Source organism: Bacillus sp. LBA3-1-1.1 (genome assembly GCF_040676495.1).
GTDB classification, from domain to species: Bacteria; Bacillota; Bacilli; order Bacillales; family Bacillaceae_G; genus Bacillus_A; species Bacillus_A nitratireducens.
Genome location: NZ_JBEGIB010000009.1, coordinates 16,131 through 38,275, shown reverse-complemented (window position 1 = coordinate 38,275; position 22,145 = coordinate 16,131). Strand labels below are relative to the sequence as shown.

The following is a 22,145-nucleotide window of genomic DNA, read 5'->3' as shown; positions in this document are numbered from 1 at the left end:
ATACATACAGCAGAGCTATGTATAAGGGAGGAGCTTACCGATGTACCTTTATTTATCTCTTATTTTATTAGCTTTTACATTAAGCTTAGATAGCTGTAGTGTAGGGCTAACATACGGATTAAGGAGTGTAAGAATTCCACTAAGATCAATTATAATTATCGGGATCTGTTCAGCGGCTGTCATGCTCGTTTCCATGGGAATTGGACATATGATCGCGAAAATATTTTCACCTGTTATCGCAACGCGTATCGGTGGGCTTGTTCTTATTGGAATCGGGATTTGGGTATTATATCAATTTTTTCGGAGTGATAAAAAAGAAGAACCGAAGCAAGAGGAGAAGGTTTGGAAATTAGAAATTGCTTCTCTAGGGCTAGTGATTCAAATTTTGAGGAAACCGACTGTTGCGGATTTTGATAAATCAGGAACTATATCTGCAGGTGAAGCGCTACTTCTCGGTATTGCTCTTTCTGTCGATTCGTTTGGTGCTGGAATTGGTGCATCCTTATTAGGTTATGCACCTGCTATGATGGCGATATTAGTTGCAGTGATGAGTTCTTTATTTTTATTTATTGGAATGAAGCTTGGTACGGTTTTATCGAATATGAAGTGGTTACAAAAATTTACATTCCTGCCTGGGGTATTACTCATTATTATTGGAATTTGGAAAATGTAAGTATGGGCGTGGAACATTAGTTTCGCGCCTTTTATTATGAGGAGGATTATTATGACAGTAGTAATTGGATTAACGGGAGGCATTGCAAGCGGAAAAAGTACGGTATCAGAAATGTTTCGTGAACTAAATATACCAGTTATTGATGCTGATATTATTGCACGAGAAGTTGTAGAACGAGGAAAGCCAGCATATAACAAAATTGTAGAGGTGTTTGGAACGGAAGTGTTACAAGAAGATGGGGAGCTTGATCGACCTAAATTAGGAAGTGTTGTTTTTTATAATGAAGAAAAACGATTGCAGTTAAACAAAATTGTGCATCCTGCGGTACGTGAAGAAATGAATGCGCAAAAGGAGATGTACATAAAAGAAGGTATGCAAGCGGTTGTGTTAGATATCCCTCTTTTGTTTGAAAGTAAATTAACAAATCTCGTTGATCGTATTTTAGTTGTAGCAGTTATGCCGAGTACGCAATTAGAACGTTTAATGAAACGGAATAATTTTTCAGAAAAAGAAGCAACGGCGCGTATTCAATCTCAAATGCCATTAGAAGAAAAAGTAAAGCATGCAGATGAAGTGATAAATAATGATGGCACAATTATGGGAACGAAAACACAATTACAGGTAATTTTAAAGAAGTGGAACATTATTAACTAAAAAATTGTGAAATTAATGAAAATGCTTAGTGACATATCTCCTTTTTGTGTTATACTATTATTGGGATTGGAGATAAATAGTATAACGCATTCAAGGGGGATAACATATTATGACTCGTGTGGCAATTAATGGATTTGGACGTATTGGGAGAATGGTATTTCGTCAAGCAATAAAAGAAAGCGCATTCGAAATTGTAGCAATCAATGCAAGCTATCCATCAGAAACGTTAGCACATTTAATTAAATATGATACAGTTCATGGTAAGTTTGACGGAACAGTAGAAGCATTTGAGGATCACTTATTAGTTGATGGGAAAATGATTCGCCTTTTAAACAACCGCGATCCAAAGGAATTGCCTTGGACGGATTTAGGTGTTGAAGTTGTAATTGAAGCAACTGGTAAATTTAACTCGAAAGAAAAAGCAATTCTTCACGTTGAAGCTGGAGCGAAAAAAGTTATTTTAACAGCGCCTGGTAAAAATGAAGATGTAACAATCGTAGTTGGTGTGAACGAAGACCAATTAGATATTACAAAACATACTGTTATTTCAAATGCATCTTGTACAACAAACTGTTTAGCGCCTGTTGTAAAGGTGTTAGATGAGCAGTTCGGAATTGAAAACGGTTTAATGACGACTGTTCATGCTTATACAAATGACCAAAAAAATATTGATAACCCACATAAAGATTTAAGAAGAGCACGTGCTTGCGGACAATCAATTATTCCGACAACGACAGGTGCTGCGAAAGCGCTTGCAAAAGTTCTTCCGCACTTAAACGGCAAACTTCATGGTATGGCACTTCGTGTACCAACACCAAACGTGTCTCTTGTTGACTTAGTAGTAGACGTAAAACGTGATGTAACAGTTGAAGATATTAATGAAGCGTTCAAAACTGTTGCAAACGGTGCATTAAAAGGAATTGTAGAATTTAGTGAAGAGCCTTTAGTGTCTATCGATTTTAATACAAATACACACTCAGCTATTATTGATGGTTTGTCTACAATGGTAATGGGTGATCGTAAAGTGAAAGTACTTGCTTGGTATGATAATGAGTGGGGCTACTCTCGTCGTGTTGTAGATCTTGTAACGTTAGTTGTTGATGAATTAGCGAAACAAAAAAATGTGCAACATATTTAAGTGAACGAGGGAGAGGGCAAGTGAAAATTTGCCCTCTCTTTTTAATTTTTTCTGAAAAGGAAAAAAATTATATGAGTATATTTTGGAAAGTGGACATACCACGAAACGTTGGGATTACTGTATTCGTGAATCATTAATTGTTTTTAGGGAAAAGTAAAGAGGAAAATATGACAGAAAATCGAAAAAACTGTTGTTGCAAAATGAAAATAAACAAAGTATACTAACACTCGTAAACTTAAGAGCTGAGGTACGTAGTCACTACTTAAAGGGTTAGGACCTCTCTGGACTAACTTTCCCCCGTGGTAGTGGAGCAAGCCAAATTGCAAATTAGTTTTCAATTCGAACAGTTAGAATAAATTTACAAGGGGGAACTGTAGAATGGATACTATGGATACGATGGGTCGTCACGTGATCGCTGAACTTTGGGATTGCGATTTCGACAAGCTTAATGACATGCCGTATATTGAACAATTATTTGTGGATGCAGCACTAAGAGCTGGTGCTGAAGTGCGTGAGGTTGCTTTTCATAAATTTGCACCACAAGGTGTAAGTGGAGTAGTAATTATCTCGGAATCACATTTAACAATTCATAGCTTTCCGGAGCACGGTTACGCAAGTATTGATGTTTATACTTGTGGGGATCGTATTGATCCAAATGTTGCTGCAGAATATATTGCAGAAGGTTTAAACGCGAAAACGCGTGAGAGCATCGAGCTTCCTCGAGGCACTGGTAGCTTCGAAATTAAGCAGAGAGAAACAAAAGCTCTTTAAAAAAGAACATAATTGATTTAAAATGTAAAGAGGTGTATAATGCACCTCTTTTTTAGTTTATATAAAATAGGATCATGATATGTAATAACTTAGAGTGGTCAGTATATAAGAATGAGTTATATAATATTGTATATATATTTTCACATGTAGGTGAGTAGCGAAAAAATAAAGATTATATTGTAAAGGAGTGAATGAATTGCGTTGTCCATCCTGTTTTCATAATGGCACAAGAGTGTTAGATTCGCGTCCGGTAGACGAGGGACGCTCTATTCGAAGAAGAAGAGAGTGTGAAAGTTGTTTAAGTCGCTTTACAACATTTGAAAGAGTAGAAGAATCACCTCTTATCGTTGTTAAAAAAGAAGGAACACGAGAAGAGTTTAATAAAGAGAAGATTTTACGCGGTTTAATTAAAGCGTGTGAAAAAAGACCTGTATCTTTAAGGCAGTTAGAGGAAGTGACACAAAGTGTGGAGCGTGAACTTCGTAACTTAGGTATATCGGAAGTGAAAAGTGATATGATTGGTGAAATTGTTATGGAAGAACTTCGTGATATTGATGATGTTGCTTACGTACGTTTTGCTTCTGTGTATCGTCAATTTAAAGATTTAAATGTATTTATTGAAGAATTAAAAGATATACTGCAAAAAGAGAGAGAGTAGAAGGTGTAGTATATTCTCTTTATATACTGTAAGTAAATGAGATAAGAGAGCTAGAAGCGGAAGCTAATAGCTCTTTTTCGCTAAGGAATTATATAATAAAGATAGAACGAGTGAAATATAGGTTAGATTGGATGAGAGAAAGGAAAAGCAAGAATGGAAAAACAGTCATGGATGGAGCTATTGCCGATTGATCGTTATAAGGTAAGTGCGAAAGGGTTGTTACATAATTACGACCGGAAAGTTTTAACAATGTTGTATCAGCCATTAATAGGTAGTAGAGCTTTTAGCTTATACATGACGCTATGGGGAGAGTTAGAGCAAGATCGTGTATTTGGAAAAGAGAATACACATCACTCCCTTATGGTGACCATGCAAATGCAACTTCCTGAAATATATGAGGAACGAGTAAAGTTAGAGGCGATTGGGCTTTTAAATGTATATATTAAAAAAGAAAAAGATATTCGAATGTTTATATATGAGTTGCAACCACCGTTATCTCCGAAGCAGTTTTTTGATGATATTGTTTTAAGTATCTTTTTATACAATCGATTGAGTCGGACAAAATATAACCAAGTAAAGCAATATTTTTTAGAAGAAGAATTCGATTTTGCTTCTTATGAAAATGTTACGCGCTCCTTCAACGATGTATTTGATTCATTTAACCCGGGTCAGTTTGAGCATGCGCAAGAAGAACTTCGTATCCCGAAAACGACAATTATGCCAAGTAACGAGAAGGGGGATGCTCCGAAAGTTTGGAATGATTTCTTTGATTTCTCTTTATTTGTGGAGGGATTATCAGCGCTTGTTCCTAAAAAGGCAATTACAGATCAAGTACGAGAATGTGTCATTACACTCGCTTATGTGTATGGTGTGGATGTGTTATCAATGCAAAATATCGTTCTTGGTACGGTGACAGAGGTGCAAACAATTGATATCGAAAGACTTCGAAAAGGAGCTCGTGATTGGTATCAATTTGAAAATGGTCAAGCATTACCTATATTAAGTGAAAGAGTGCAACCTCATGCTGCGCGTACGATGAAAGAGAAAGAGCCATCTACGCAAGAAGAAATGCTGATGAAGCAGTTAGAGGAAATATCGCCAAAACAACTATTGAAAGAAATTTCGGGCGGTGCAGAAGCAACGAAAGCAGACTTGCAAATTGTTGAGGATGTAATGATAAATCAAAAGTTAACGCCGGGGGTTGTGAATGTACTTATTTATTATGTTATGCTACGCTCAGATATGAAACTTGCGAAAACGTATGTTGAGAAGATTGCTGGACATTGGGCACGAAAAAAGGTCGGTACAGTAGCTGAAGCGATGGCGTTAGCGAAAGAAGAAAACCGTCAATATCAAGAGTGGGCTGAGACGAAGAAAAAAGGTCGTACGGCGAAGAAAACAGTGCGAAGAGAAATGGTACCAGATTGGCTTAAAGAAGAGCCGAAAGAAGAAGTGAAAGAAACTGTGAAAACGGACGTGAGTGTTGAGAAAAATACAAGTTCGTTAGAAGATGAGCGGAAGCGATTAGAAGAAGTGTTGAAAAAATATAAGCGTGATTAATAAAAGAGAATGAACGCTCTTTGAGGTGAGGAAATGGAGCATATTCAAAATTCATTTACGAAATTAATGGAAAATGAAAATTTTAAAAATAGATATGAAGTCTTAAAGACAGAAGTGATGGCGCATCCGCGTGTGAAAGCATTTATAGACGAACATAAAGGTGAAGTAACGACTTCTATGATTGAGCGTAGCCTTGTGAAGTTGTATGAATATATTGGACAAAGTGTAGGGTGTGCGGATTGTCCGGATTTAGGATCATGTAAAAACATGCTAGAAGGATATGAGCCGAAGCTCGTCATCCAAGGTAAGATGATTGATATTCAATACGATCGTTGCATTAGAAAAGTAGCATATGATGAGAGAAAAAAATATGAAAAACTTGTTCAAAGTGTATATATGCCAGCTGACATTTTACAGGCAACTATGGAAAATTTAGACCCTTCAGATTTAGATGCACGTATTGATGCAATAGGTGCATCGAATGAATTTTTAAACACATTCGAACCAGGTAAAAAAGTACAAGGTTTATATTTGTACGGTAAATTTGGTGTAGGGAAAACGTATCTTTTAGGGGCAATTGCAAATGAGCTTGCTCGAAAGAAAATTAGTTCGATGCTCGTATACTTCCCTGAATTTCTACGTGAAATTAAAAGTTCGATTCAAGATAATTCGATTGGTGAAAAGATTGATGCAGTTAAACGCGTACAAGTATTAATGTTAGATGATATCGGAGCAGAAGCGATGTCAAGTTTTGTGCGTGATGATGTGCTTGGCGCAATCTTGCAGTTCCGTATGTTAGAGAACTTACCGACGTTCTTTACGTCTAACTTTGATTTCAAGGAGTTGGAACATCATTTAACGTATACACAACGCGGTGAGGCAGAACAAATGAAAGCAGCACGTATTATGGAACGAATTAAATATTTAGCGAAGCCAATTCCAATTGGTGGGAAGAACCGTCGTCATAAGTAAAAGAGCAAGCTGAGAAGCTTGCTCTTTTTTTGTTATAGTGATGATTTCTTGGCGATAAGATTAAAGTATTCAAGGTGTCTAAAACTAATGCTTTCTTCATAACGATGTAGTAACTCTTAAGCCGTTTACATATGACGGAGGAATCTTTTATATACTCAAACATCTTAATACCGTCCGTTTATCCTAATTCGTGAGGGCTAATAATCAGTAGGGGATGAATAAAACCCCCACTGATTAAAGTTTCACTTTATCATAATGGTCAAATTGTTGAAAATTCATAGTAGCTTGTATCATTTTTTTCTCTCCCCCTTAATATATATAAAATTAGCAAGCCATATCGAGTGGATTTTCTAACGATGGGAGATATATTTCTACTAAGAGTGAACTTCCACAGATCGGACTCTTATAGGATGTGTAACGTATAGATGCAATCCTTTAGAGCGGGGATAAAAGGGGGGACAAAAGTGATTGAAATTTGCTTCGAAGAAAAAAATGATGCTGCGCACGTATACAGACAACTAACGAAAAGAACGGAATCTTTATACAAGGAAACAAGTGTATATTTAGATGGGCAAAAGGTTATTATTCATATACCACTATGTGAATCGAATTATATTGAAAAGATTTTATTGCCAGTACTACTATATTTCATTATGAATGTGAAACAAAATGAATGGATTCATACCATTTTAAAGGAAAAGTTTTTTTACGAAGAACAAGAAGAGTGTCATCAAATCTTGCATATGGCACAGGAGATATTAAAAGAAAGAAGAAAAGGAGTGGCTCATGATTTAACGCGTCATAAATTTGAGACCTATATTATGTCATCTTTAAATGATTGGCTTTGTGATCCGCTTTCATTCTCGTTTTCATCATATGTCCGTTTTCGCCTTCGTACATATAGGGAAATGGTAGCCAGACTTGCTGAAGTTGCAATTGATGAGTATAAAATGGAGCAAGAATACCAAATGTTCATTGAGACCCTTCGTCAACAAGTTAGTGACCGGAAATCACGTTTGTCCTGTGTACATCTTATTTTTGATGAAAGTTTTATTTTCTATGATGATAAAGGTAGACGTTTAAAACAGGAGAGATTGGTCCAATATATAGATGAAGAATTATTAAAGCAAAAGGATGTATATATCGATACGAAAGTAATTGCGCCACTTCTTTCTATTTCGCCGAAAAAGATTTATTTATATACGAAAGAACAAGATCATAACATGATTGTAACTTTGCGAAATGTATTTCAAGAACGGGTCCAATTGCATGGATTACATGAGTTTGAGCGCAATGTGAAAAATTTAAAAAATAAAGGTAACGCCCTTGATTTTCTAAGTTTTTGAGCATATAATTACCTACATAAATGAAATATATTGAAATGTCATGATGAGGACATGAGTAGTTATCTACGATTTTCAGAGAGGGAAGCCTTAGGGTGCGAGCTTCCTAGTACGGGATTATTACTTACCACCTCTAAACTTTAGCAGTGAACGTTTTTCTAGTAATTGCTAACGGACAACACCGTTATGTTGAACTTGAGCAATTAACAATAAGGTTAATTGGAACAAGGGTGGAACCACGAATTCAACACTCGTCCCTTTTTACGGGATGAGTGTTTTTTATTTTGAAAAAAAAGAGGAGTGACCAGTGATGGCAGATGTAGTTAAAATTACTTTCCCTGATGGAGCTGTGAAGGAGTTTCCAAAAGGCGTAACAACTGAAGAAATCGCAGCTTCTATTAGCCCAGGCTTAAAGAAAAAAGCTGTGGCTGGAAAATTAAACGATGAGATGATCGATCTTGTTACACCAATCGAAGAAGATGGTGCAGTTTCTATTATTACATTAGATTCTGAAGATGGCTTATACATTTTACGCCATTCAACAGCCCACCTTTTAGCACAAGCGTTAAAACGTTTATATAAAGATGTTAAGCTTGAGCTTGGCATTGGTCCAGTAATCGAAAATGGCTTCTACTACGATATTGATATGGAAGAAGCAATTACGGTTGAAGACTTCAAGAAAATCGAAAAAGAAATGCAAAAAATTGTGAACGAGAACTTAGAAATCGTTCGTCATGAAGTACCACGTGCAGAAGCACTTCGTCGCTTTGAAGAAATCGGCGATGAGTTAAAATTAGATTTAATTAACGATCTTCCAGAAGATGCAGTTATTACAATCTATGAGCAAGGCGAATTCTTCGACCTTTGCCGTGGTGTTCACCTTCCATCTACAGGGAAGATTAAAGTATTTAAATTATTAAGCGTTGCTGGTGCTTACTGGCGCGGCGATAGCAATAATAAAATGTTGCAACGTATTTACGGTACTGCATTCGTTAAGAAAGCAGAATTAGATGAGCACTTACGTATGCTTGAAGAAGCAAAAGAGCGCGATCACCGTAAATTAGGCAAAGAATTAAAACTATTTACTAATAGCCAAAAAGTAGGACAAGGTTTACCACTTTGGTTACCAAAAGGTGCTACAATCCGCCGTATTATCGAGCGTTACATCGTTGATAAAGAAGCAAGCTTAGGCTATGATCACGTATACACTCCAGTACTAGGAAGTAGAGAGCTTTATGAAACTTCTGGTCACTGGAACCACTACCGTGATGGTATGTTCCCATCAATGGAAATGGATAATGAAGAATTAGTTCTTCGTCCAATGAACTGCCCTCACCATATGATGGTTTATAAAAATGATATTCACAGCTACCGTGAATTACCAATCCGTATTGCGGAACTTGGAACAATGCACCGTTATGAAATGTCAGGTGCGTTATCTGGATTACAACGTGTACGCGGAATGACTTTAAATGATGCGCACATTTTCGTTCGTCCAGATCAAATTAAAGAAGAGTTAAAGCGTGTTGTAAACTTAACTCTAGAAGTATACAAAGATTTCGGTTTAGAGAACTATTCATTCCGTCTATCTTATCGTGACCCAGCTGATACTAAAAAGTACTATGCTGATGATGAGATGTGGGAAAAAGCACAAGGTATGTTAAAAGAAGCTATGGATGAAATGGGTCTTGATTACTACGAAGCTGAAGGTGAAGCGGCATTCTACGGTCCAAAACTTGATGTTCAAGTTCGTACTGCTCTTGGAAAAGACGAAACACTTTCAACTGTACAATTAGACTTCTTACTTCCAGAACGCTTTGAACTATCTTACGTTGGTGAAGATGGTAAACAACATCGTCCAGTTGTAATTCACCGTGGTGTTGTATCAACTATGGAGCGTTTCGTTGCCTTCTTAATTGAAGAATACAAAGGTGCATTCCCAACTTGGTTAGCTCCAGTTCAGGCGCAAGTAATTCCTGTTTCTCCGCAAGTGCATTTAGACTATGCGAAGAAAGTACAAGATGAATTACGACGTGCTGGTATCCGTGTTGAATTAGACACTCGTGAAGAGAAAATTGGTTACAAAATCCGTGAAGCACAAATGCAAAAAATCCCGTACATGCTTGTAGTAGGTGACAATGAAGTGGCTGAAAACGGCGTAAACGTACGTAAATATGGTGAACAAAAATCAGAAACAATTGCATTAGATGCTTTTGTTGACATGATTAAAGTAGAAGGAAAACGATAAGAAAGAGCCGCGGTATACCGCGGCTTTCTTATGTATTATAAATAATTAAATTTAGAAAAAATAACCAAACAATACTTATCATAAAAAAGTATTGCAAGTATGTTAGTTGTTTGTTACAATATTTCTTGTTGTTAGTAAAACACATCGCGTCTTCTTGACAGACGTCATGTCCTATGATAAACTCATCAAGGATAATAGAATATGGTTTTGGAACAAGTAGAAGCACCCGCTTCTCACCTGATGGACGCATTCGCAGTTAGCAGGTAAATGTATTTCTTACTTAAGATATTACAAGTGTGGGTGCCGTATGCCCGCACTTTTTTTGTTCGGGTTCTACAATTACAAAACGTATTCTGAGAAAACCTTGGAGGTGGCTTACTATTAGCAAGGATATGATGATTAACGAGCAAATTCGTGCACGTGAAGTACGTTTAGTTGGTGCAAATGGCGATCAACTTGGAATCAAGTCTCGTAATGACGCTTTAGACTTAGCTGCAAATCTTAATCTTGATTTAGTATTAGTTGCTCCAAATGCGAAACCGCCAGTATGCCGCATTATGGACTACGGTAAATTCCGCTTTGAGCAACAGAAGAAAGAAAAAGAACAGCGCAAAAATCAAAAAGTAATCAGCATGAAAGAAGTTCGTTTAAGTCCAACAATTGATGAACACGACTTTAACACAAAACTTCGTAATGCTATCAAGTTTTTAGAGAAAGGCGACAAGGTTAAAGCGTCAATTCGCTTTAAAGGACGTGCCATTACTCATAAAGAAATCGGTCAACGTGTTTTAGATCGCTTCTCAGAAGCTTGTGCTGAAGTTAGTACAATCGAATCTAAGCCTAAAATGGAAGGACGTAGTATGTTCTTAGTTTTAGCACCGAAAAACGATAAGTAATAGATAGAGGAGGAAATACCTATGCCTAAACAAAAAACTCATCGCGGCGCTGCAAAGCGTTTCAAAAAGACTGGATCAGGTAAACTGAAACGTTCTCACGCTTACACAAGCCATTTATTCGCTAACAAATCTACAAAAGCTAAACGTAAACTACGTAAAGCTGGTGTAGTAAGCGCTGGTGACTTCAAACGCATTCGTCAAATGCTTGACAACTTAAAATAAGTTCGGCTGATATATAGAACAATTAGGAGGTAATATTATGCCAAGAGTAAAAGGTGGTACAGTTACTCGTCAACGTCGTAAAAAAGTAATAAAATTAGCAAAAGGTTATTACGGTTCTAAAAATACATTATTCAAGGTTGCTAACCAACAGGTTATGAAATCTCTAATGTATGCATTCCGTGACCGCCGTCAAAAGAAACGTGACTTCCGTAAATTATGGATTACACGTATCAACGCAGCAGCTCGTATGAATGGTCTTTCTTACAGCCGCTTAATGCACGGTCTTAAAAATGCTGGCATCGAAGTTAACCGCAAGATGCTTGCTGACTTAGCTGTTCATGACGAAAAAGCTTTCGCTGAATTAGCAACAGTTGCAAAAAACAACATTAACTAATTAATTAGTTGAAACCTTAGAAGATTTTTCTTCTAAGGTTTTTTATTTACATTCATTGCAAATATTTAATGATTTGCAAAATCCTTTACTTATTATCGTTATCGATATGACAAAATCAATGCGAAAACTATAGTGATATAGAAGAATATGTGTATAAAGTCGGGAGAATCCTCCCGGCTTTTTTTTATTTATGCTCCTTTGGAAAGAAGAGTATCTTTCCTAGCAGAAACGACACTGCTATAATGGAAAGATGATATGGAACTTTCATCAGATAAAGTAAAATTTTAATCAGTGGGGTGTTATCCTCGGCTAAATATTAGCCATCACCAATGAGATGAACAATCGAATAGCGATGATTGAAACGTATTTGCAAATTAAGGACAAGCTATTTTATAAAGAGTTAGGTAGCTGACTTGTTAATAAGAACCGAAAAATAATAATGAACTTTGAGATGAAACAACATTGTTGCGTAAAATGCGATGTTGGAGGAGGACAATAGAATGGACTTACTACAACTATTTAAACTACAAAAAGAATTAGATGACCGTATTGTGAAAGAACATGACTTACAACCGAAAAAGTTGTTAAAAGAAAAAATGTTAGCTCTTCTTGTAGAAATTGGAGAACTTGCAAATGAAACACGTTGTTTTAAATATTGGAGCAATAAACCAGCATCAGAGCGTGAAGTAATATTAGAAGAATACGTAGATGGTTTGCATTTTATCTTATCAATCGGAATCGATTTAGGAATTGATAAAAACTTCTTATTCTATAAATGTGCGCAAACGAATAAAACACAAGTAGAAATTTTCTTAGACACATATGCAAAAGTGATTCGATTTACAGATCAACCTTCTATTACGAACTATATTGAACTATTTACAAGTTATCTTCGCCTTGGACAAGCGCTTGAATTTGAACAAGAAGAGATTGAAAAGGCGTATTTAGACAAAAATGAAGTGAATCATCAGCGTCAAACACAAGGATACTAAGTTAATTTTTGAATATTTCAATTTCCTTTTGTATAATAAAGTGACTGAAGAAAAAGGAGGGTGTTGGCAATGACAAAATTAGACGAGACATTGACAATGCTAAAAGAATTAACAGACGCACGCGGTATTGCGGGTAATGAGCGCGAACCACGTGAAGTAATGAAGAAATATATTGAGCCGTTTGCAGATGAACTTTCTACTGATAATTTAGGAAGTTTAGTTGCAAAAAAAATTGGGGAAGAAAACGGCCCAAAAATTATGGTTGCAGGTCATTTAGATGAAGTTGGCTTTATGCTTACGCAAATTGATGACAAAGGCTTCCTTCGTTTCCAAACGGTTGGTGGCTGGTGGTCGCAAGTTATGCTTGCACAGCGCGTAACAATTGTAACGCGTAAAGGAGATATAACAGGTGTGATTGGTTCGAAACCACCGCACATTTTACCTCCAGAAGCTCGTAAAAAGCCAGTTGACATTAAAGACATGTTCATCGATATTGGTGCTTCTAGCCAAGAAGAGGCAATGGAGTGGGGCGTAAGACCAGGAGATCAAGTTGTACCTTACTTTGAATTCCAAGTAATGAAAAATGAAAAGATGTTACTTGCAAAAGCATGGGATAACCGAATCGGTTGTGCGATTGCAATTGACGTATTAAAACAATTAAAAGGTGAAAAACATCCAAACGTTGTATACGGCGTTGGGACTGTGCAAGAAGAGGTTGGTCTTCGTGGTGCGAAAACATCTGCGAATTATATCAAACCAGATATTGCGTTCGCAGTAGATGTTGGTATCGCTGGAGATACACCGGGTGTAACGTCAAAAGAAGCGCAAAGTAAAATGGGCGATGGACCGCAGATCATTTTATATGATGCTTCTGTTATTGGTCATACAGGTTTACGTGACTTTGTAGTTGATGTTGCTGATGAATTACAAATTCCATATCAGTATGATTCTGTAGCGGGCGGGGGAACAGATGCAGGAGCAATTCACATTGCTGTAAATGGTATTCCTTCTATGGCAATTACGATTGCGACACGCTACATTCATTCTCATGCGGCAATGTTACACCGTGATGACTATGAAAATGCAGTGAAGTTAATTGTAGAAGTTATTAAACGTCTTGATAAAGAGGCTGTACATAACATTACTTTTAATTAATAGAGAAAGCGAAGGGATCTTTCCCTTCGCTTTTTGCATTTTAAAATGGTCTTTCTAACCCTGCTGCAGTATGAGCTCCTAAAATAATTAAGCGAGTTAATTGCATTGCCATGAAATGTGGGGTATAAATCATGCCTCTTTTTAACCATGACATAATCATTCCGATATGAGCGCCTGTAACATAACTAATAAGAATATCACGAGGGACCATAAGGTCTTCATCATCTGGCTGGGAAATAGATAAGCTTAATGTTAAATGTGTTTGAATTGTTTTCATCATTTTATAAGAATAGTTGCCAGTTGCCTTATCGCCGAGCATAACGTTATAGAAATTAGTATTTTCTGCGATATGCTCAAACAAAGCTAAAAAAGTTGGATGTGGTGAATCAAAAGTGAGCTGAAAATCTTCTTTATTTCGATTTTGTGGTTTAATTACTTCAGCTAATTTTTCTAGCATTTCTTCTATGCTTTTGTCTAATAAATCATATTTATCATGGTAATGGCTATAAAATGTAGCGCGATTTACAGGAGCACGTTCCGCGATATGTTGCACAGTTACATTTTCAAAGCCCTTTTCGCCTACTAAAGCGACAAAAGCATCCTGTATGAGTTGTCTCGTTCGTTTTACACGTGGATCATTTGTATTTTTAATAGACATTTTTACTTCACCTCGTTTAATTTTTTTAACTTAAACAACACATATATAGTGTAATGTTGCTTAAACAACATATAGATTTAAATTGTTGGTTGTAGATTTGGCACAATTATTTATAATTATAAACGATAGTCCTTCAGAAATCAGCACCGCTCGCAGACAGACGAAATGAGGTTTGTACTGCAAAGGGTGTGATTTTTTTGTTTAAAAGTTAATATAATTAACAATTAAACAATATAAACAATAAGGATGTAAATAGTTTAGAAAAAAATTATATGCGATATAAGGAGAGGAATGCAATGAATCAGTTTCGAAGAATGGTAATTATCAACATTATCACATTAATTGTATTAGTTGGCGGCGGTATCGGCGGTTATTACTACTACAATCAAGCAGAAAATTATTTAAAAACAGACAATGCAAAAATTGACGGAAAGGTAATTCCGATTGCATCACCAGTAGCAGGTAAGTTAACAGACTGGAAAGCTGAAGTAGGAAAAAACTACAATGAAAACGATAAATTAGGTGCTGTCACTGTAGCAGGAGCAAATGGCGAACAAACAGTAGACGTAACAATTCCGCAAAATGCAACGGTTGTACAATCAAACGCAACAACAAACGCGTTCGTTGGAGCAGGTAGCCCAATTGCATACGCATTTGATATGAGTAATCTATGGGTAACAGCAAACATTGAAGAGACAACTATTGATGATGTTCAAAAAGGTCAAACAGTAGATGTATATGTAGATGCATACCCAGATACAACGTTAACAGGAAAAGTAGAACAAGTTGGATTAACAACAGCGAATACATTCTCGATGTTACCATCAAGTAACGCAACAGCGAACTATACGAAAGTAAAGCAAGTTGTGCCAGTTAAAATTTCTTTAGATCATAGTAAATCAGTAAATATTGTTCCTGGAATGAATGTGTCAGTTCGTATTCATAAGTAAGGGGGAGATGAGATGTCCTCAATTGCAATTGTAGGATATGCACTATTTTGTATAATCGTCTTCTTCCTTGTAAATCGTCTTTTACGAAAGAAAAAAACGAATATGGGAGAAGAACAAGTCCCAGCCGTAAGTAAAATAGAGGTAACTAAAGCAGAAACAGAACTTGAACAAAAACAAGAAATAGAAGCTTCTAACGTAGTGGAATTAGAAACAGGGAAGCAAGAGCAAGTAAAGCAGGAAAAAGAAATGCTGAAGAGACAATTGCCGGTAGAGAATGTGAATGTAAAGGCAGTTGTAGCTGTATTAATTCTTGGTATGTTCGTTTCTATTTTAAACCAAACAATCATTAATGTTGCATTGCCTCCATTAATGAATGAATTTAACGTATCAACTTCAACGGCCCAATGGTTAATTACAGGCTTCATGCTTGTAAACGGAATTTTAGTACCGATTAGTGCCTTTTTAGTTTCACGATTTACGTATCGTAAATTATTCGTAGCGGCAATGTTATTTTTCACGGTAGGATCTATCATTTGTGCTACATCAGGTAACTTTACAATGATGATGACGGGCCGCATTATTCAAGCGGTCGGTGCAGGTATTTTAATGCCAGTTGGTATGAATATCTTCATGACATTATTCCCGCCTCATAAGCGCGGAGCAGCGATGGGATTACTAGGGGTAGCAATGATTTTAGCGCCAGCTATCGGACCAACTATTACAGGTTGGGTGATTGAAAATTATAGCTGGAACTTAATGTTCTACGGTATGTTTGTGATCGGTTTAATTATTACGTTCTTATCTTTAAAATTCTTCACACTAGCACAGCCGGTGTCTAAAACAAAGTTAGATGTATTTGGTGTTATTAGTTCAAGTATTGGACTAGGAAGCTTATTGTACGGATTTAGTGAAGCCGGAAATAATGGCTGGACTAGTGCAGAAGTTGTTATAACACTTATCATCGGTGTCATTGGTTTAGCAGTATTTATTTGGAGAGAGTTAACAACGGACAATAAAATGCTCGATTTACAAGTGTTTAAATATCCAACGTTCACTTTCACATTAGTAATTAACGCAATCGTAACGATGGCATTATTCGGAGGTATGTTATTACTTCCAGTATATCTGCAAAATATTCGCGGCTTTACGCCGATGGAATCTGGTCTACTACTCCTTCCGGGATCATTAATTATGGGGATTATGGGACCAGTTGCAGGTAAACTATTTGATAAGTATGGTATTCGTCCGTTAGCAATTGTCGGATTAGCCATTACAACATTTGCGACATATAAATTTACAACGTTATCGATGGATACACCGTATAGCGTTATTATGATGGATTATATTATACGTTCAATTGGTATGTCATTCATTATGATGCCAATTATGACAGCTGGTATGAACGCGTTACCGATGAAATTAATTTCTCACGGTACAGCAACGCAAAATACGTCAAGACAAGTAGCTGGTTCAATTGGAACGGCGATATTAATTACGCTTATGACGCAACAAACTACTGCTCACGTAGCGGATTATGGCAATATGTTAACAACGTCAAACCCAATTTTAGTTGATAAAGTACACGGTATGGGCCAAAGCTTAGCGGCATTAGCCGGATCAGCTCAAGCAGGAGATGTGATGAGCACGCAACTATTATTCGGACAAATTTCAAAGTTATCTGCAATTAACGGTATTAACGATGCCTTCTTAATTGCCACAATATTAGCCGGTATTGCTTGGGTGTTATCGTTCTTCTTACCATCAGGCAATAAACCAAATAGAAAAGCAGGGAATTAATTTCCCTGCTTTTTTATGTTTTTATGTAGTTAAATATAAAAGATGATAAGCAGTCAAAGAGCATAATCCTGTTATAAACAAAATTATCCCCATAGAACGGATATGTGTGAATTGTCTCCCGCTTATAATAGCTAATAGTCCGGCTAAAGGGAAGAAGCTCCAATATAAAGTTCCTGAAATTGGGAGCATCCGCTCTAAATCTATTCCATAGCCTATACAAATGATAGGAATAACGATAAGCGATATGCTAATCAATCCCGCTATAAAAGTAAGTAATTTCCGGTATTTAATTCCGGCAGCAATTAAAAAAATGCCCACGATGACTTCACATAGCATCAAAATAGGGCCTAAGATAATCCAAACTAACAATCCGGTAACTTCCATGTGTAATAACTCCTTAATGAATGAAATATGAATCAGGCATAGACATGAGCTGATAACAAATAGCTGCGAACAGTCCTAACGAGAAAATAATGGATCCCATATTACGTATACTTTTAATTTTTGAACGTGCCCCATTAATCCCTGCTAATAAACCAGCTAGAGAGAAAAGCATCCAATATAGAACCGCTGGAATATGAAGAACATCCTCTCCGTTTATACCTTTGTTCAAAAAAATAAAAGGCATTATAACGAATGAGCAGCAAATAATCCCCATTAAAATAGCAAGGAATTTACGATGAATAATTCCGTTTACCACTAAAAAAATACCACCAGCAATTCCGCACAACATGAGAAGTGGCATAAAAAGCATCCAAATATTACTTAATTAACATAGGTAAACTCCTTTATGTTAATTAAGTGATATTTTACTACATGAGGTTTATTTTGGATATTGTTAATAAATATGAATAATTTGATAGGAATGTATGGATGATGTGTTATTGGCTCTTAGAAAAGCTAGGGGATAGTGTGACGAGAGAAGCGTTTGAAGTTGTTATAAAAGAATGAAGGAGGTATCGGGATGATACCTCTTTTTTACGTTGAAAAGGCGATTACATTAGTCAAAATATGTAATAGTATAGCTGGAATAATAGATTTAGTTTGTTTGTACAATAAACAAGCAAATATTCCTGTCATAAATGCGCTAATCATAACTCCCGCAGAGTACGTATGAGCAATACCGAAAATTAAACTTGAGAGGATTACAGCTGGCCAAAAGGTAAACTTCTCTTCGAAAAAACGAAGAAGAATACCTCTGCATACAAGCTCTTCAAAAATAGGTGTAAAAATCCCACCAGCTAGAAGTAAGAGAAGTGGATAGTGCTCTAGTGTTGAAAGTTGTAATGCATCAGACTGTTCTTGTACGGATGAAGGGAATAATTTATCTAGTACAAACATATCTACAAACAGGGTGAGTACATAATAAATGAGAACATAGATGTACATCTGAAAAGATTTTAAAACTCGAAAATCGAATGTAGGTAATACTAGTTCTTTCAGTGGTTTATATTTCATGATATATACGATTAGTAAAAGTAGGGCAACTGATTCATAACTTGCATTTTTTATAGATTCAAGCAAAGGTTTATTTGTATCTGGGTTAATGTATCCATATAACTCAATAGGTAAAAATGTAAAGAGTATATTTATTAATGAGAGACACGGAAAGAGAATGAATAAAACTCCAAGAAATTGTAACCATGACATAGAGTTTTTCTGTTCGTGTGGAATTTGTGTAGCGGGTTGCATATGTTCAAATCACCTCTTTATATTTATATATAAAATTATAGTTGATTTGAATTTGGAATGTTACGTTTAAATATTACATACAAGATTCAAATTTGAAATATTCCGTTTGTTTTTTAGGGGGAAATAATAAAAGAGGTATCACTCTGTAGTGATGCCTCTTTCTCATTGATAACTATGTTCTGCCTTGTTATTCGATTTCGATTGCTCTATTTGCAATTCACGCTCTACCAATCGGTCTAGTTGTTGGATAGCTTTCAATGCTTTTTCATAAGAAATCGTTCTATAATGATGTGCGCCACCCGGTTCTTCATCGGCTTCATCCGCCCACTTAATAACGTTTTGTAGAGGTGTTCTTTCAAGCGTTTGTTCTAGTAGGAAAGAATCGGTGTGCAGAAGAATTGCAACAGAAATTTCTTTTGCTAGTTTCGGATGTTCTCCTAATCTAATAAGCAATTTATGAGCTCTTTCGGCTCCTTTAATCGCATGTATATCATTCTTTTTATACAAGTCATAGTCCCATTCTCCCTCACTGTACCATGTGTGATGTCCGATATCATGAAGGAAACCAGCTTTTGTTGCAGCGTCGACTGAGGCATGATGCTTTTTCGCTAAGTGAAACGCATGGTAAGCGACAGCAATCGCGTGGACCATTCCAGAACGGTTTACATATTTTTGTGTAATGTGATGTTTAAAAACTTGTTCAAGCGTAATACGTTGCATAAAACATTCACTCCTTTTTATCTAATGGTGTCTATAAGAAAATCGATCGGTTTAAATGTATTTTGAACATTGTACTCCATCGGGATAGCGTTAGTAAAGTAGAAATGTTTAGGAGAAGAAAAATTTTATAGACATAAAAGGTCACCTTAGTTTTTTTTCTAAGGTGACCTTTTATTGTTTATTTTTTTAATCCTTGCTCCAGTGTTTCTAACATTTCGTGTTTTTCATTTTCATCAGCATTTTTCCAAATGACTTCGAATAAAACGCCAAGACCTGGAAGCATTTTTTCTTCACCGCTTTGAATTGCATCGACAATCGTTTCTTGTAATTGGTCTTGTGAATTCCCAGTTACATTCGCTAATACAGCGCCGCGTAAATTAAAATTCATGATTTTCACCTCTTCTTCAGAATTGAAACTGACGTTAGTTTTTGTTCTTTTTTATGTAAATATGTATGAAAAATAGGCTATAATGATAAGACAAGAAGAGAGGGAAATACATATTATGAAAAACATTGATTCAGTACAAAATCCGCGTGTGAAGCAGTGGAAAAAGCTGCAGACGAAAAAAGAGCGCGATAAAAAAGGTTTATTTTTTGTAGAAGGATTCCATTTAGTAGAGGAAGCTTTAAAGGCGGGAGTTGTAACAGAACTTATCGTTTCTGATCAGACAGATCTTCCGAAAGATTGGACAGTTAATGATGTGGAAATGTATATTGTGCCTGAAGCAATTGTAAAAATACTTCGTGAAACAGAAACAACGCAAGGTGTATTTGCTGTTTGTGAAAAGCACGAGAAAGAAGTAGCTCTTACTGATGGGAAGTTTCTTTTATTAGACGGCCTTCAAGACCCAGGTAATTTAGGAACGATTATTCGTACAGCTGATGCAGCTGGTATCCATGCCGTTGTGCTTGGAGAAGGATGCGTTGATGTTTATAATAGTAAAGTACTCCGTTCTACACAAGGTTCTATTTTCCGCTTACCAATTGTAAAAGGGAACTTAGAAGAATGGGTAGACAAGTTAAAAGAAAATAGTGTCCCTGTATATGGAACAGCTCTTGAAAATGGAGTTCCTTACGGTGAAGTAACACCGGCCGGAAGTTTTGCATTAATTGTAGGAAATGAAGGAAGCGGCGTACGCCAAGAAATTCTTGCGAAAACTGATCAAAACTTGTATATTCCAATTTATGGCGGGGCAGAATCATTAAATGTTGCAGTTGCAGCAGGGATTTTAACGTATTATTTACAAAGCCCGGTTGCGAACAAATAAAAAACTTCTTATAATAAGTTGAAGTATATGTTTGTAATGAACATACAATAAAAGTTAAATAACGAAAAACGTTGATAGAGAAGAGTAGCTTACAAAATCGCCATATAGGGAGAGAGTGCCATAGACTGAAAGCATTCTTATGGTAGACGAAAGTGAATTCACCTCTGGAGTTGACGCCAGGACCATTTATATGTAAAGGCGTTCCGGTCAGAATTGATCGTTATAACTAATGAGTGGGCAGACTTGTTCTGTCAATTTAGGGTGGTACCGCGAATTTACCTCGTCCCTTTTTGGGAGCGGGGTTTTTTTATTTTTAAAATTAGGAGGGTTCCAAATGGAAGCACGTTTAAAAGAGCTAAAGCAAAAAGCGTTAGAGCTTATTGAAGAAGCGAAAGAGCTAAAAGGCTTAAACGATGTACGCGTAGCGTATTTAGGGAAGAAAGGCCCAATTACAGAAGTATTACGCGGCATGGGAAAATTATCAGCAGAAGAGCGTCCACGTATGGGAGCATTAGTAAATGAAGTACGTGAAGCGATTCAAACGCGTCTAGACGACAAAATTGGTAACTTAGAAAAAGCAGTAATTGAGGCGAAATTAGCTACTGAAACAATTGATGTTACACTGCCAGGTCGTCCTGTTGAAACAGGTTGTCACCATCCGTTAACATCAGTTGTTGAACAAATTGAAGATGTATTCATCGGTATGGGTTATGAAGTAGCTGAAGGAACAGAAGTAGAAAAAGACTACTACAACTTCGAAGCATTAAACTTACCGAAAGATCACCCAGCGCGTGATATGCAAGATACATTCTACATTACAGAAGAAACGTTACTACGTACACATACATCTTCTGTGCAAGCACGTACGATGGAAAATAATAAAGAAAAAGGCCCGATTAAAATTATTTGTCCTGGTAAAGTGTATCGCCGCGATGACGATGATGCGACGCATTCACACCAGTTCATGCAAATTGAAGGTCTTGTAATTGATAAAAACATTCGCATGAGTGACTTAAAAGGTACACTGCAAGTATTCGTGAAAAAGATGTTCGGTGAAGATCGTGAAATCCGTCTTCGTCCAAGTTTCTTCCCATTCACAGAGCCATCTGTAGAGATGGATATTTCTTGTATGATGTGTCACGGCAAAGGTTGCGGCACTTGTAAAGGAACTGGCTGGATTGAAATTTTAGGCGCAGGTATGGTTCACCCGAACGTACTTGAAATGGCTGGTTATGATTCAAAAGAATATCAAGGTTTCGCATTCGGTATGGGCGCAGAGCGTATCGCAATGTTGAAATACGGCGTAGATGACATTCGTCATTTCTATACAAATGATGTACGTTTCTTACAACAATTCAAACGAGCGTAAGGGAAGGAGAGGATA

The 22,145-nt window shown here is 36.5% G+C and carries 24 protein-coding genes and 3 other annotated features; of the genes, 18 read left to right on the top strand and 6 right to left on the bottom strand.

Annotation, left to right across the window (positions count from 1 at the left end; all coding sequences use genetic code 11):
• Nucleotides 1–40: 40 nt before the first annotated feature.
• The 14 genes from ytaF to MRBLBA3_RS09310 all read left to right on the top strand — a co-directional run bounded on the left by ytaF (nucleotide 41) and on the right by MRBLBA3_RS09310 (nucleotide 13,676).
• A complete protein-coding gene (gene ytaF, locus MRBLBA3_RS09375; RefSeq protein ID WP_000281731.1) occupies nucleotides 41–673 on the top strand; it encodes a sporulation membrane protein YtaF in 633 nt (210 codons plus the stop codon).
• A gap of 51 nt (nucleotides 674–724) precedes the next feature.
• A complete protein-coding gene (gene coaE, locus MRBLBA3_RS09370) occupies nucleotides 725–1,327 on the top strand; it encodes a dephospho-CoA kinase (RefSeq protein WP_044737594.1) in 603 nt (200 codons plus the stop codon).
• A 109-nt stretch (nucleotides 1,328–1,436) separates the two neighbouring features.
• The gene (locus MRBLBA3_RS09365) at nucleotides 1,437–2,465 is read left to right on the top strand and encodes a glyceraldehyde-3-phosphate dehydrogenase (protein ID WP_000198980.1); all 1,029 of its coding nucleotides are present in this window, start codon (nucleotides 1,437–1,439) and stop codon (nucleotides 2,463–2,465) included.
• A 387-nt stretch (nucleotides 2,466–2,852) separates the two neighbouring features.
• Nucleotides 2,853–3,236: an adenosylmethionine decarboxylase gene (speD, locus tag MRBLBA3_RS09360; protein ID WP_002003660.1), complete on the top strand. Its 384-nt coding sequence runs from the start codon at nucleotides 2,853–2,855 to the stop codon at nucleotides 3,234–3,236.
• 196 nt (nucleotides 3,237–3,432) lie between these two features.
• The gene (nrdR, locus tag MRBLBA3_RS09355; protein ID WP_001203686.1) at nucleotides 3,433–3,894 is read left to right on the top strand and encodes a transcriptional regulator NrdR; all 462 of its coding nucleotides are present in this window, start codon (nucleotides 3,433–3,435) and stop codon (nucleotides 3,892–3,894) included.
• A 153-nt stretch (nucleotides 3,895–4,047) separates the two neighbouring features.
• Nucleotides 4,048–5,454 (top strand): replication initiation and membrane attachment family protein, encoded by a 1,407-nt coding sequence (locus tag MRBLBA3_RS09350; protein ID WP_000415036.1) that lies wholly within the window; start codon nucleotides 4,048–4,050, stop codon nucleotides 5,452–5,454.
• Between the two features lie 33 nt (nucleotides 5,455–5,487).
• Entirely contained in the window at nucleotides 5,488–6,426 is a 939-nt protein-coding gene (gene dnaI, locus MRBLBA3_RS09345; RefSeq protein ID WP_000400122.1) for a primosomal protein DnaI, read from the top strand.
• Nucleotides 6,427–6,890: 464 nt separating this feature from the next.
• Nucleotides 6,891–7,772: a putative sporulation protein YtxC gene (ytxC, locus tag MRBLBA3_RS09340; protein WP_000569601.1), complete on the top strand. Its 882-nt coding sequence runs from the start codon at nucleotides 6,891–6,893 to the stop codon at nucleotides 7,770–7,772.
• A gap of 31 nt (nucleotides 7,773–7,803) precedes the next feature.
• Nucleotides 7,804–8,031, top strand: a binding site (T-box leader).
• Nucleotides 8,032–8,079: 48 nt separating this feature from the next.
• Nucleotides 8,080–10,017, top strand: coding sequence for a threonine--tRNA ligase (gene thrS, locus MRBLBA3_RS09335; RefSeq protein WP_000786078.1), 1,938 nt, complete (start codon nucleotides 8,080–8,082; stop codon nucleotides 10,015–10,017).
• 208 nt (nucleotides 10,018–10,225) lie between these two features.
• Nucleotides 10,226–10,346 (top strand) — a sequence feature (ribosomal protein L20 leader region).
• A gap of 63 nt (nucleotides 10,347–10,409) precedes the next feature.
• A complete protein-coding gene (gene infC / locus MRBLBA3_RS09330; protein ID WP_000973214.1) occupies nucleotides 10,410–10,913 on the top strand; it encodes a translation initiation factor IF-3 in 504 nt (167 codons plus the stop codon).
• A 21-nt stretch (nucleotides 10,914–10,934) separates the two neighbouring features.
• Nucleotides 10,935–11,135, top strand: a complete 201-nt coding sequence (rpmI, locus tag MRBLBA3_RS09325) for a 50S ribosomal protein L35 (RefSeq protein WP_001125945.1) — start codon at nucleotides 10,935–10,937, stop codon at nucleotides 11,133–11,135.
• Nucleotides 11,136–11,172: 37 nt separating this feature from the next.
• Nucleotides 11,173–11,529 carry a 50S ribosomal protein L20 gene (gene rplT / locus MRBLBA3_RS09320; RefSeq protein WP_001138362.1) on the top strand — a complete coding sequence of 119 codons (357 nt, stop codon included), beginning with the start codon at nucleotides 11,173–11,175 and terminating at the stop codon, nucleotides 11,527–11,529.
• A 500-nt stretch (nucleotides 11,530–12,029) separates the two neighbouring features.
• The gene (locus MRBLBA3_RS09315) at nucleotides 12,030–12,521 is read left to right on the top strand and encodes a dUTP diphosphatase (RefSeq protein ID WP_000365057.1); all 492 of its coding nucleotides are present in this window, start codon (nucleotides 12,030–12,032) and stop codon (nucleotides 12,519–12,521) included.
• 69 nt (nucleotides 12,522–12,590) lie between these two features.
• A complete protein-coding gene (locus MRBLBA3_RS09310) occupies nucleotides 12,591–13,676 on the top strand; it encodes a M42 family metallopeptidase (protein ID WP_044737595.1) in 1,086 nt (361 codons plus the stop codon).
• Between the two features lie 40 nt (nucleotides 13,677–13,716).
• On the opposite strand, the gene MRBLBA3_RS09305 is transcribed toward MRBLBA3_RS09310, so the two are convergent.
• Nucleotides 13,717–14,334, bottom strand: coding sequence for a TetR/AcrR family transcriptional regulator (locus MRBLBA3_RS09305; protein ID WP_000023663.1), 618 nt, complete (start codon nucleotides 14,332–14,334; stop codon nucleotides 13,717–13,719).
• Between the two features lie 296 nt (nucleotides 14,335–14,630).
• Here MRBLBA3_RS09305 and MRBLBA3_RS09300 point away from each other — a divergent pair, with 296 nt between their 5' ends.
• Both MRBLBA3_RS09300 and MRBLBA3_RS09295 read left to right on the top strand, forming a co-directional pair.
• Nucleotides 14,631–15,284 carry an HlyD family secretion protein gene (locus MRBLBA3_RS09300; protein WP_001071405.1) on the top strand — a complete coding sequence of 218 codons (654 nt, stop codon included), beginning with the start codon at nucleotides 14,631–14,633 and terminating at the stop codon, nucleotides 15,282–15,284.
• A gap of 12 nt (nucleotides 15,285–15,296) precedes the next feature.
• Nucleotides 15,297–17,081 carry a DHA2 family efflux MFS transporter permease subunit gene (locus MRBLBA3_RS09295; protein ID WP_044737596.1) on the top strand — a complete coding sequence of 595 codons (1,785 nt, stop codon included), beginning with the start codon at nucleotides 15,297–15,299 and terminating at the stop codon, nucleotides 17,079–17,081.
• 21 nt (nucleotides 17,082–17,102) lie between these two features.
• Here the strand turns inward: MRBLBA3_RS09295 and MRBLBA3_RS09290 are convergent, their stop codons facing one another.
• The 5 genes from MRBLBA3_RS09290 to sspI all read right to left on the bottom strand — a co-directional run bounded on the left by MRBLBA3_RS09290 (nucleotide 17,103) and on the right by sspI (nucleotide 19,881).
• Nucleotides 17,103–17,465: a hypothetical protein gene (locus tag MRBLBA3_RS09290; protein WP_044737597.1), complete on the bottom strand. Its 363-nt coding sequence runs from the start codon at nucleotides 17,463–17,465 to the stop codon at nucleotides 17,103–17,105.
• A gap of 13 nt (nucleotides 17,466–17,478) precedes the next feature.
• Nucleotides 17,479–17,826, bottom strand: coding sequence for an ammonia permease (locus MRBLBA3_RS09285; RefSeq protein WP_363380962.1), 348 nt, complete (start codon nucleotides 17,824–17,826; stop codon nucleotides 17,479–17,481).
• Between the two features lie 233 nt (nucleotides 17,827–18,059).
• Entirely contained in the window at nucleotides 18,060–18,773 is a 714-nt protein-coding gene (locus MRBLBA3_RS09280; protein ID WP_044737598.1) for a CPBP family intramembrane glutamic endopeptidase, read from the bottom strand.
• 162 nt (nucleotides 18,774–18,935) lie between these two features.
• Nucleotides 18,936–19,493, bottom strand: coding sequence for an HD domain-containing protein (locus tag MRBLBA3_RS09275; RefSeq protein ID WP_044737599.1), 558 nt, complete (start codon nucleotides 19,491–19,493; stop codon nucleotides 18,936–18,938).
• A gap of 178 nt (nucleotides 19,494–19,671) precedes the next feature.
• Nucleotides 19,672–19,881: a small acid-soluble spore protein SspI gene (sspI, locus tag MRBLBA3_RS09270; RefSeq protein WP_044737600.1), complete on the bottom strand. Its 210-nt coding sequence runs from the start codon at nucleotides 19,879–19,881 to the stop codon at nucleotides 19,672–19,674.
• A gap of 82 nt (nucleotides 19,882–19,963) precedes the next feature.
• Between sspI and MRBLBA3_RS09265 the strand changes: the two genes are divergently transcribed.
• Together MRBLBA3_RS09265 and pheS are read left to right on the top strand one after the other, a co-directional pair.
• Nucleotides 19,964–20,761 (top strand): TrmH family RNA methyltransferase, encoded by a 798-nt coding sequence (locus tag MRBLBA3_RS09265; RefSeq protein ID WP_044737601.1) that lies wholly within the window; start codon nucleotides 19,964–19,966, stop codon nucleotides 20,759–20,761.
• A 62-nt stretch (nucleotides 20,762–20,823) separates the two neighbouring features.
• Nucleotides 20,824–21,052, top strand: a binding site (T-box leader).
• Nucleotides 21,053–21,095: 43 nt separating this feature from the next.
• The gene (gene pheS / locus MRBLBA3_RS09260; RefSeq protein WP_044737602.1) at nucleotides 21,096–22,130 is read left to right on the top strand and encodes a phenylalanine--tRNA ligase subunit alpha; all 1,035 of its coding nucleotides are present in this window, start codon (nucleotides 21,096–21,098) and stop codon (nucleotides 22,128–22,130) included.
• The last annotated feature ends 15 nt before the right edge of the window (nucleotides 22,131–22,145 follow it).

What these genes read in the sequence shown, in the direction of transcription:
- ytaF (WP_000281731.1), top strand. Translation starts at nt 41, where the DNA reads ATGTACCTTTATTTATCTCTTATTTTATTAGCTTTTACATTAAGCTTA.
- coaE (WP_044737594.1), top strand. Translation starts at nt 725, where the DNA reads ATGACAGTAGTAATTGGATTAACGGGAGGCATTGCAAGCGGAAAAAGT.
- MRBLBA3_RS09365 (WP_000198980.1), top strand. Translation starts at nt 1,437, where the DNA reads ATGACTCGTGTGGCAATTAATGGATTTGGACGTATTGGGAGAATGGTA.
- speD (WP_002003660.1), top strand. Translation starts at nt 2,853, where the DNA reads ATGGATACGATGGGTCGTCACGTGATCGCTGAACTTTGGGATTGCGAT.
- MRBLBA3_RS09350 (WP_000415036.1), top strand. Translation starts at nt 4,048, where the DNA reads ATGGAAAAACAGTCATGGATGGAGCTATTGCCGATTGATCGTTATAAG.
- dnaI (WP_000400122.1), top strand. Translation starts at nt 5,488, where the DNA reads ATGGAGCATATTCAAAATTCATTTACGAAATTAATGGAAAATGAAAAT.
- thrS (WP_000786078.1), top strand. Translation starts at nt 8,080, where the DNA reads ATGGCAGATGTAGTTAAAATTACTTTCCCTGATGGAGCTGTGAAGGAG.
- infC (WP_000973214.1), top strand. Translation starts at nt 10,410, where the DNA reads ATGATGATTAACGAGCAAATTCGTGCACGTGAAGTACGTTTAGTTGGT.
- rpmI (WP_001125945.1), top strand. Translation starts at nt 10,935, where the DNA reads ATGCCTAAACAAAAAACTCATCGCGGCGCTGCAAAGCGTTTCAAAAAG.
- rplT (WP_001138362.1), top strand. Translation starts at nt 11,173, where the DNA reads ATGCCAAGAGTAAAAGGTGGTACAGTTACTCGTCAACGTCGTAAAAAA.
- MRBLBA3_RS09315 (WP_000365057.1), top strand. Translation starts at nt 12,030, where the DNA reads ATGGACTTACTACAACTATTTAAACTACAAAAAGAATTAGATGACCGT.
- MRBLBA3_RS09310 (WP_044737595.1), top strand. Translation starts at nt 12,591, where the DNA reads ATGACAAAATTAGACGAGACATTGACAATGCTAAAAGAATTAACAGAC.
- MRBLBA3_RS09305 (WP_000023663.1), bottom strand. Translation starts at nt 14,334, where the DNA reads ATGTCTATTAAAAATACAAATGATCCACGTGTAAAACGAACGAGACAA.
- MRBLBA3_RS09300 (WP_001071405.1), top strand. Translation starts at nt 14,631, where the DNA reads ATGAATCAGTTTCGAAGAATGGTAATTATCAACATTATCACATTAATT.
- MRBLBA3_RS09295 (WP_044737596.1), top strand. Translation starts at nt 15,297, where the DNA reads ATGTCCTCAATTGCAATTGTAGGATATGCACTATTTTGTATAATCGTC.
- MRBLBA3_RS09290 (WP_044737597.1), bottom strand. Translation starts at nt 17,465, where the DNA reads ATGGAAGTTACCGGATTGTTAGTTTGGATTATCTTAGGCCCTATTTTG.
- MRBLBA3_RS09285 (WP_363380962.1), bottom strand. Translation starts at nt 17,826, where the DNA reads ATGCCACTTCTCATGTTGTGCGGAATTGCTGGTGGTATTTTTTTAGTG.
- MRBLBA3_RS09280 (WP_044737598.1), bottom strand. Translation starts at nt 18,773, where the DNA reads ATGCAACCCGCTACACAAATTCCACACGAACAGAAAAACTCTATGTCA.
- MRBLBA3_RS09275 (WP_044737599.1), bottom strand. Translation starts at nt 19,493, where the DNA reads ATGCAACGTATTACGCTTGAACAAGTTTTTAAACATCACATTACACAA.
- sspI (WP_044737600.1), bottom strand. Translation starts at nt 19,881, where the DNA reads ATGAATTTTAATTTACGCGGCGCTGTATTAGCGAATGTAACTGGGAAT.
- MRBLBA3_RS09265 (WP_044737601.1), top strand. Translation starts at nt 19,964, where the DNA reads ATGATAAGACAAGAAGAGAGGGAAATACATATTATGAAAAACATTGAT.
- pheS (WP_044737602.1), top strand. Translation starts at nt 21,096, where the DNA reads ATGGAAGCACGTTTAAAAGAGCTAAAGCAAAAAGCGTTAGAGCTTATT.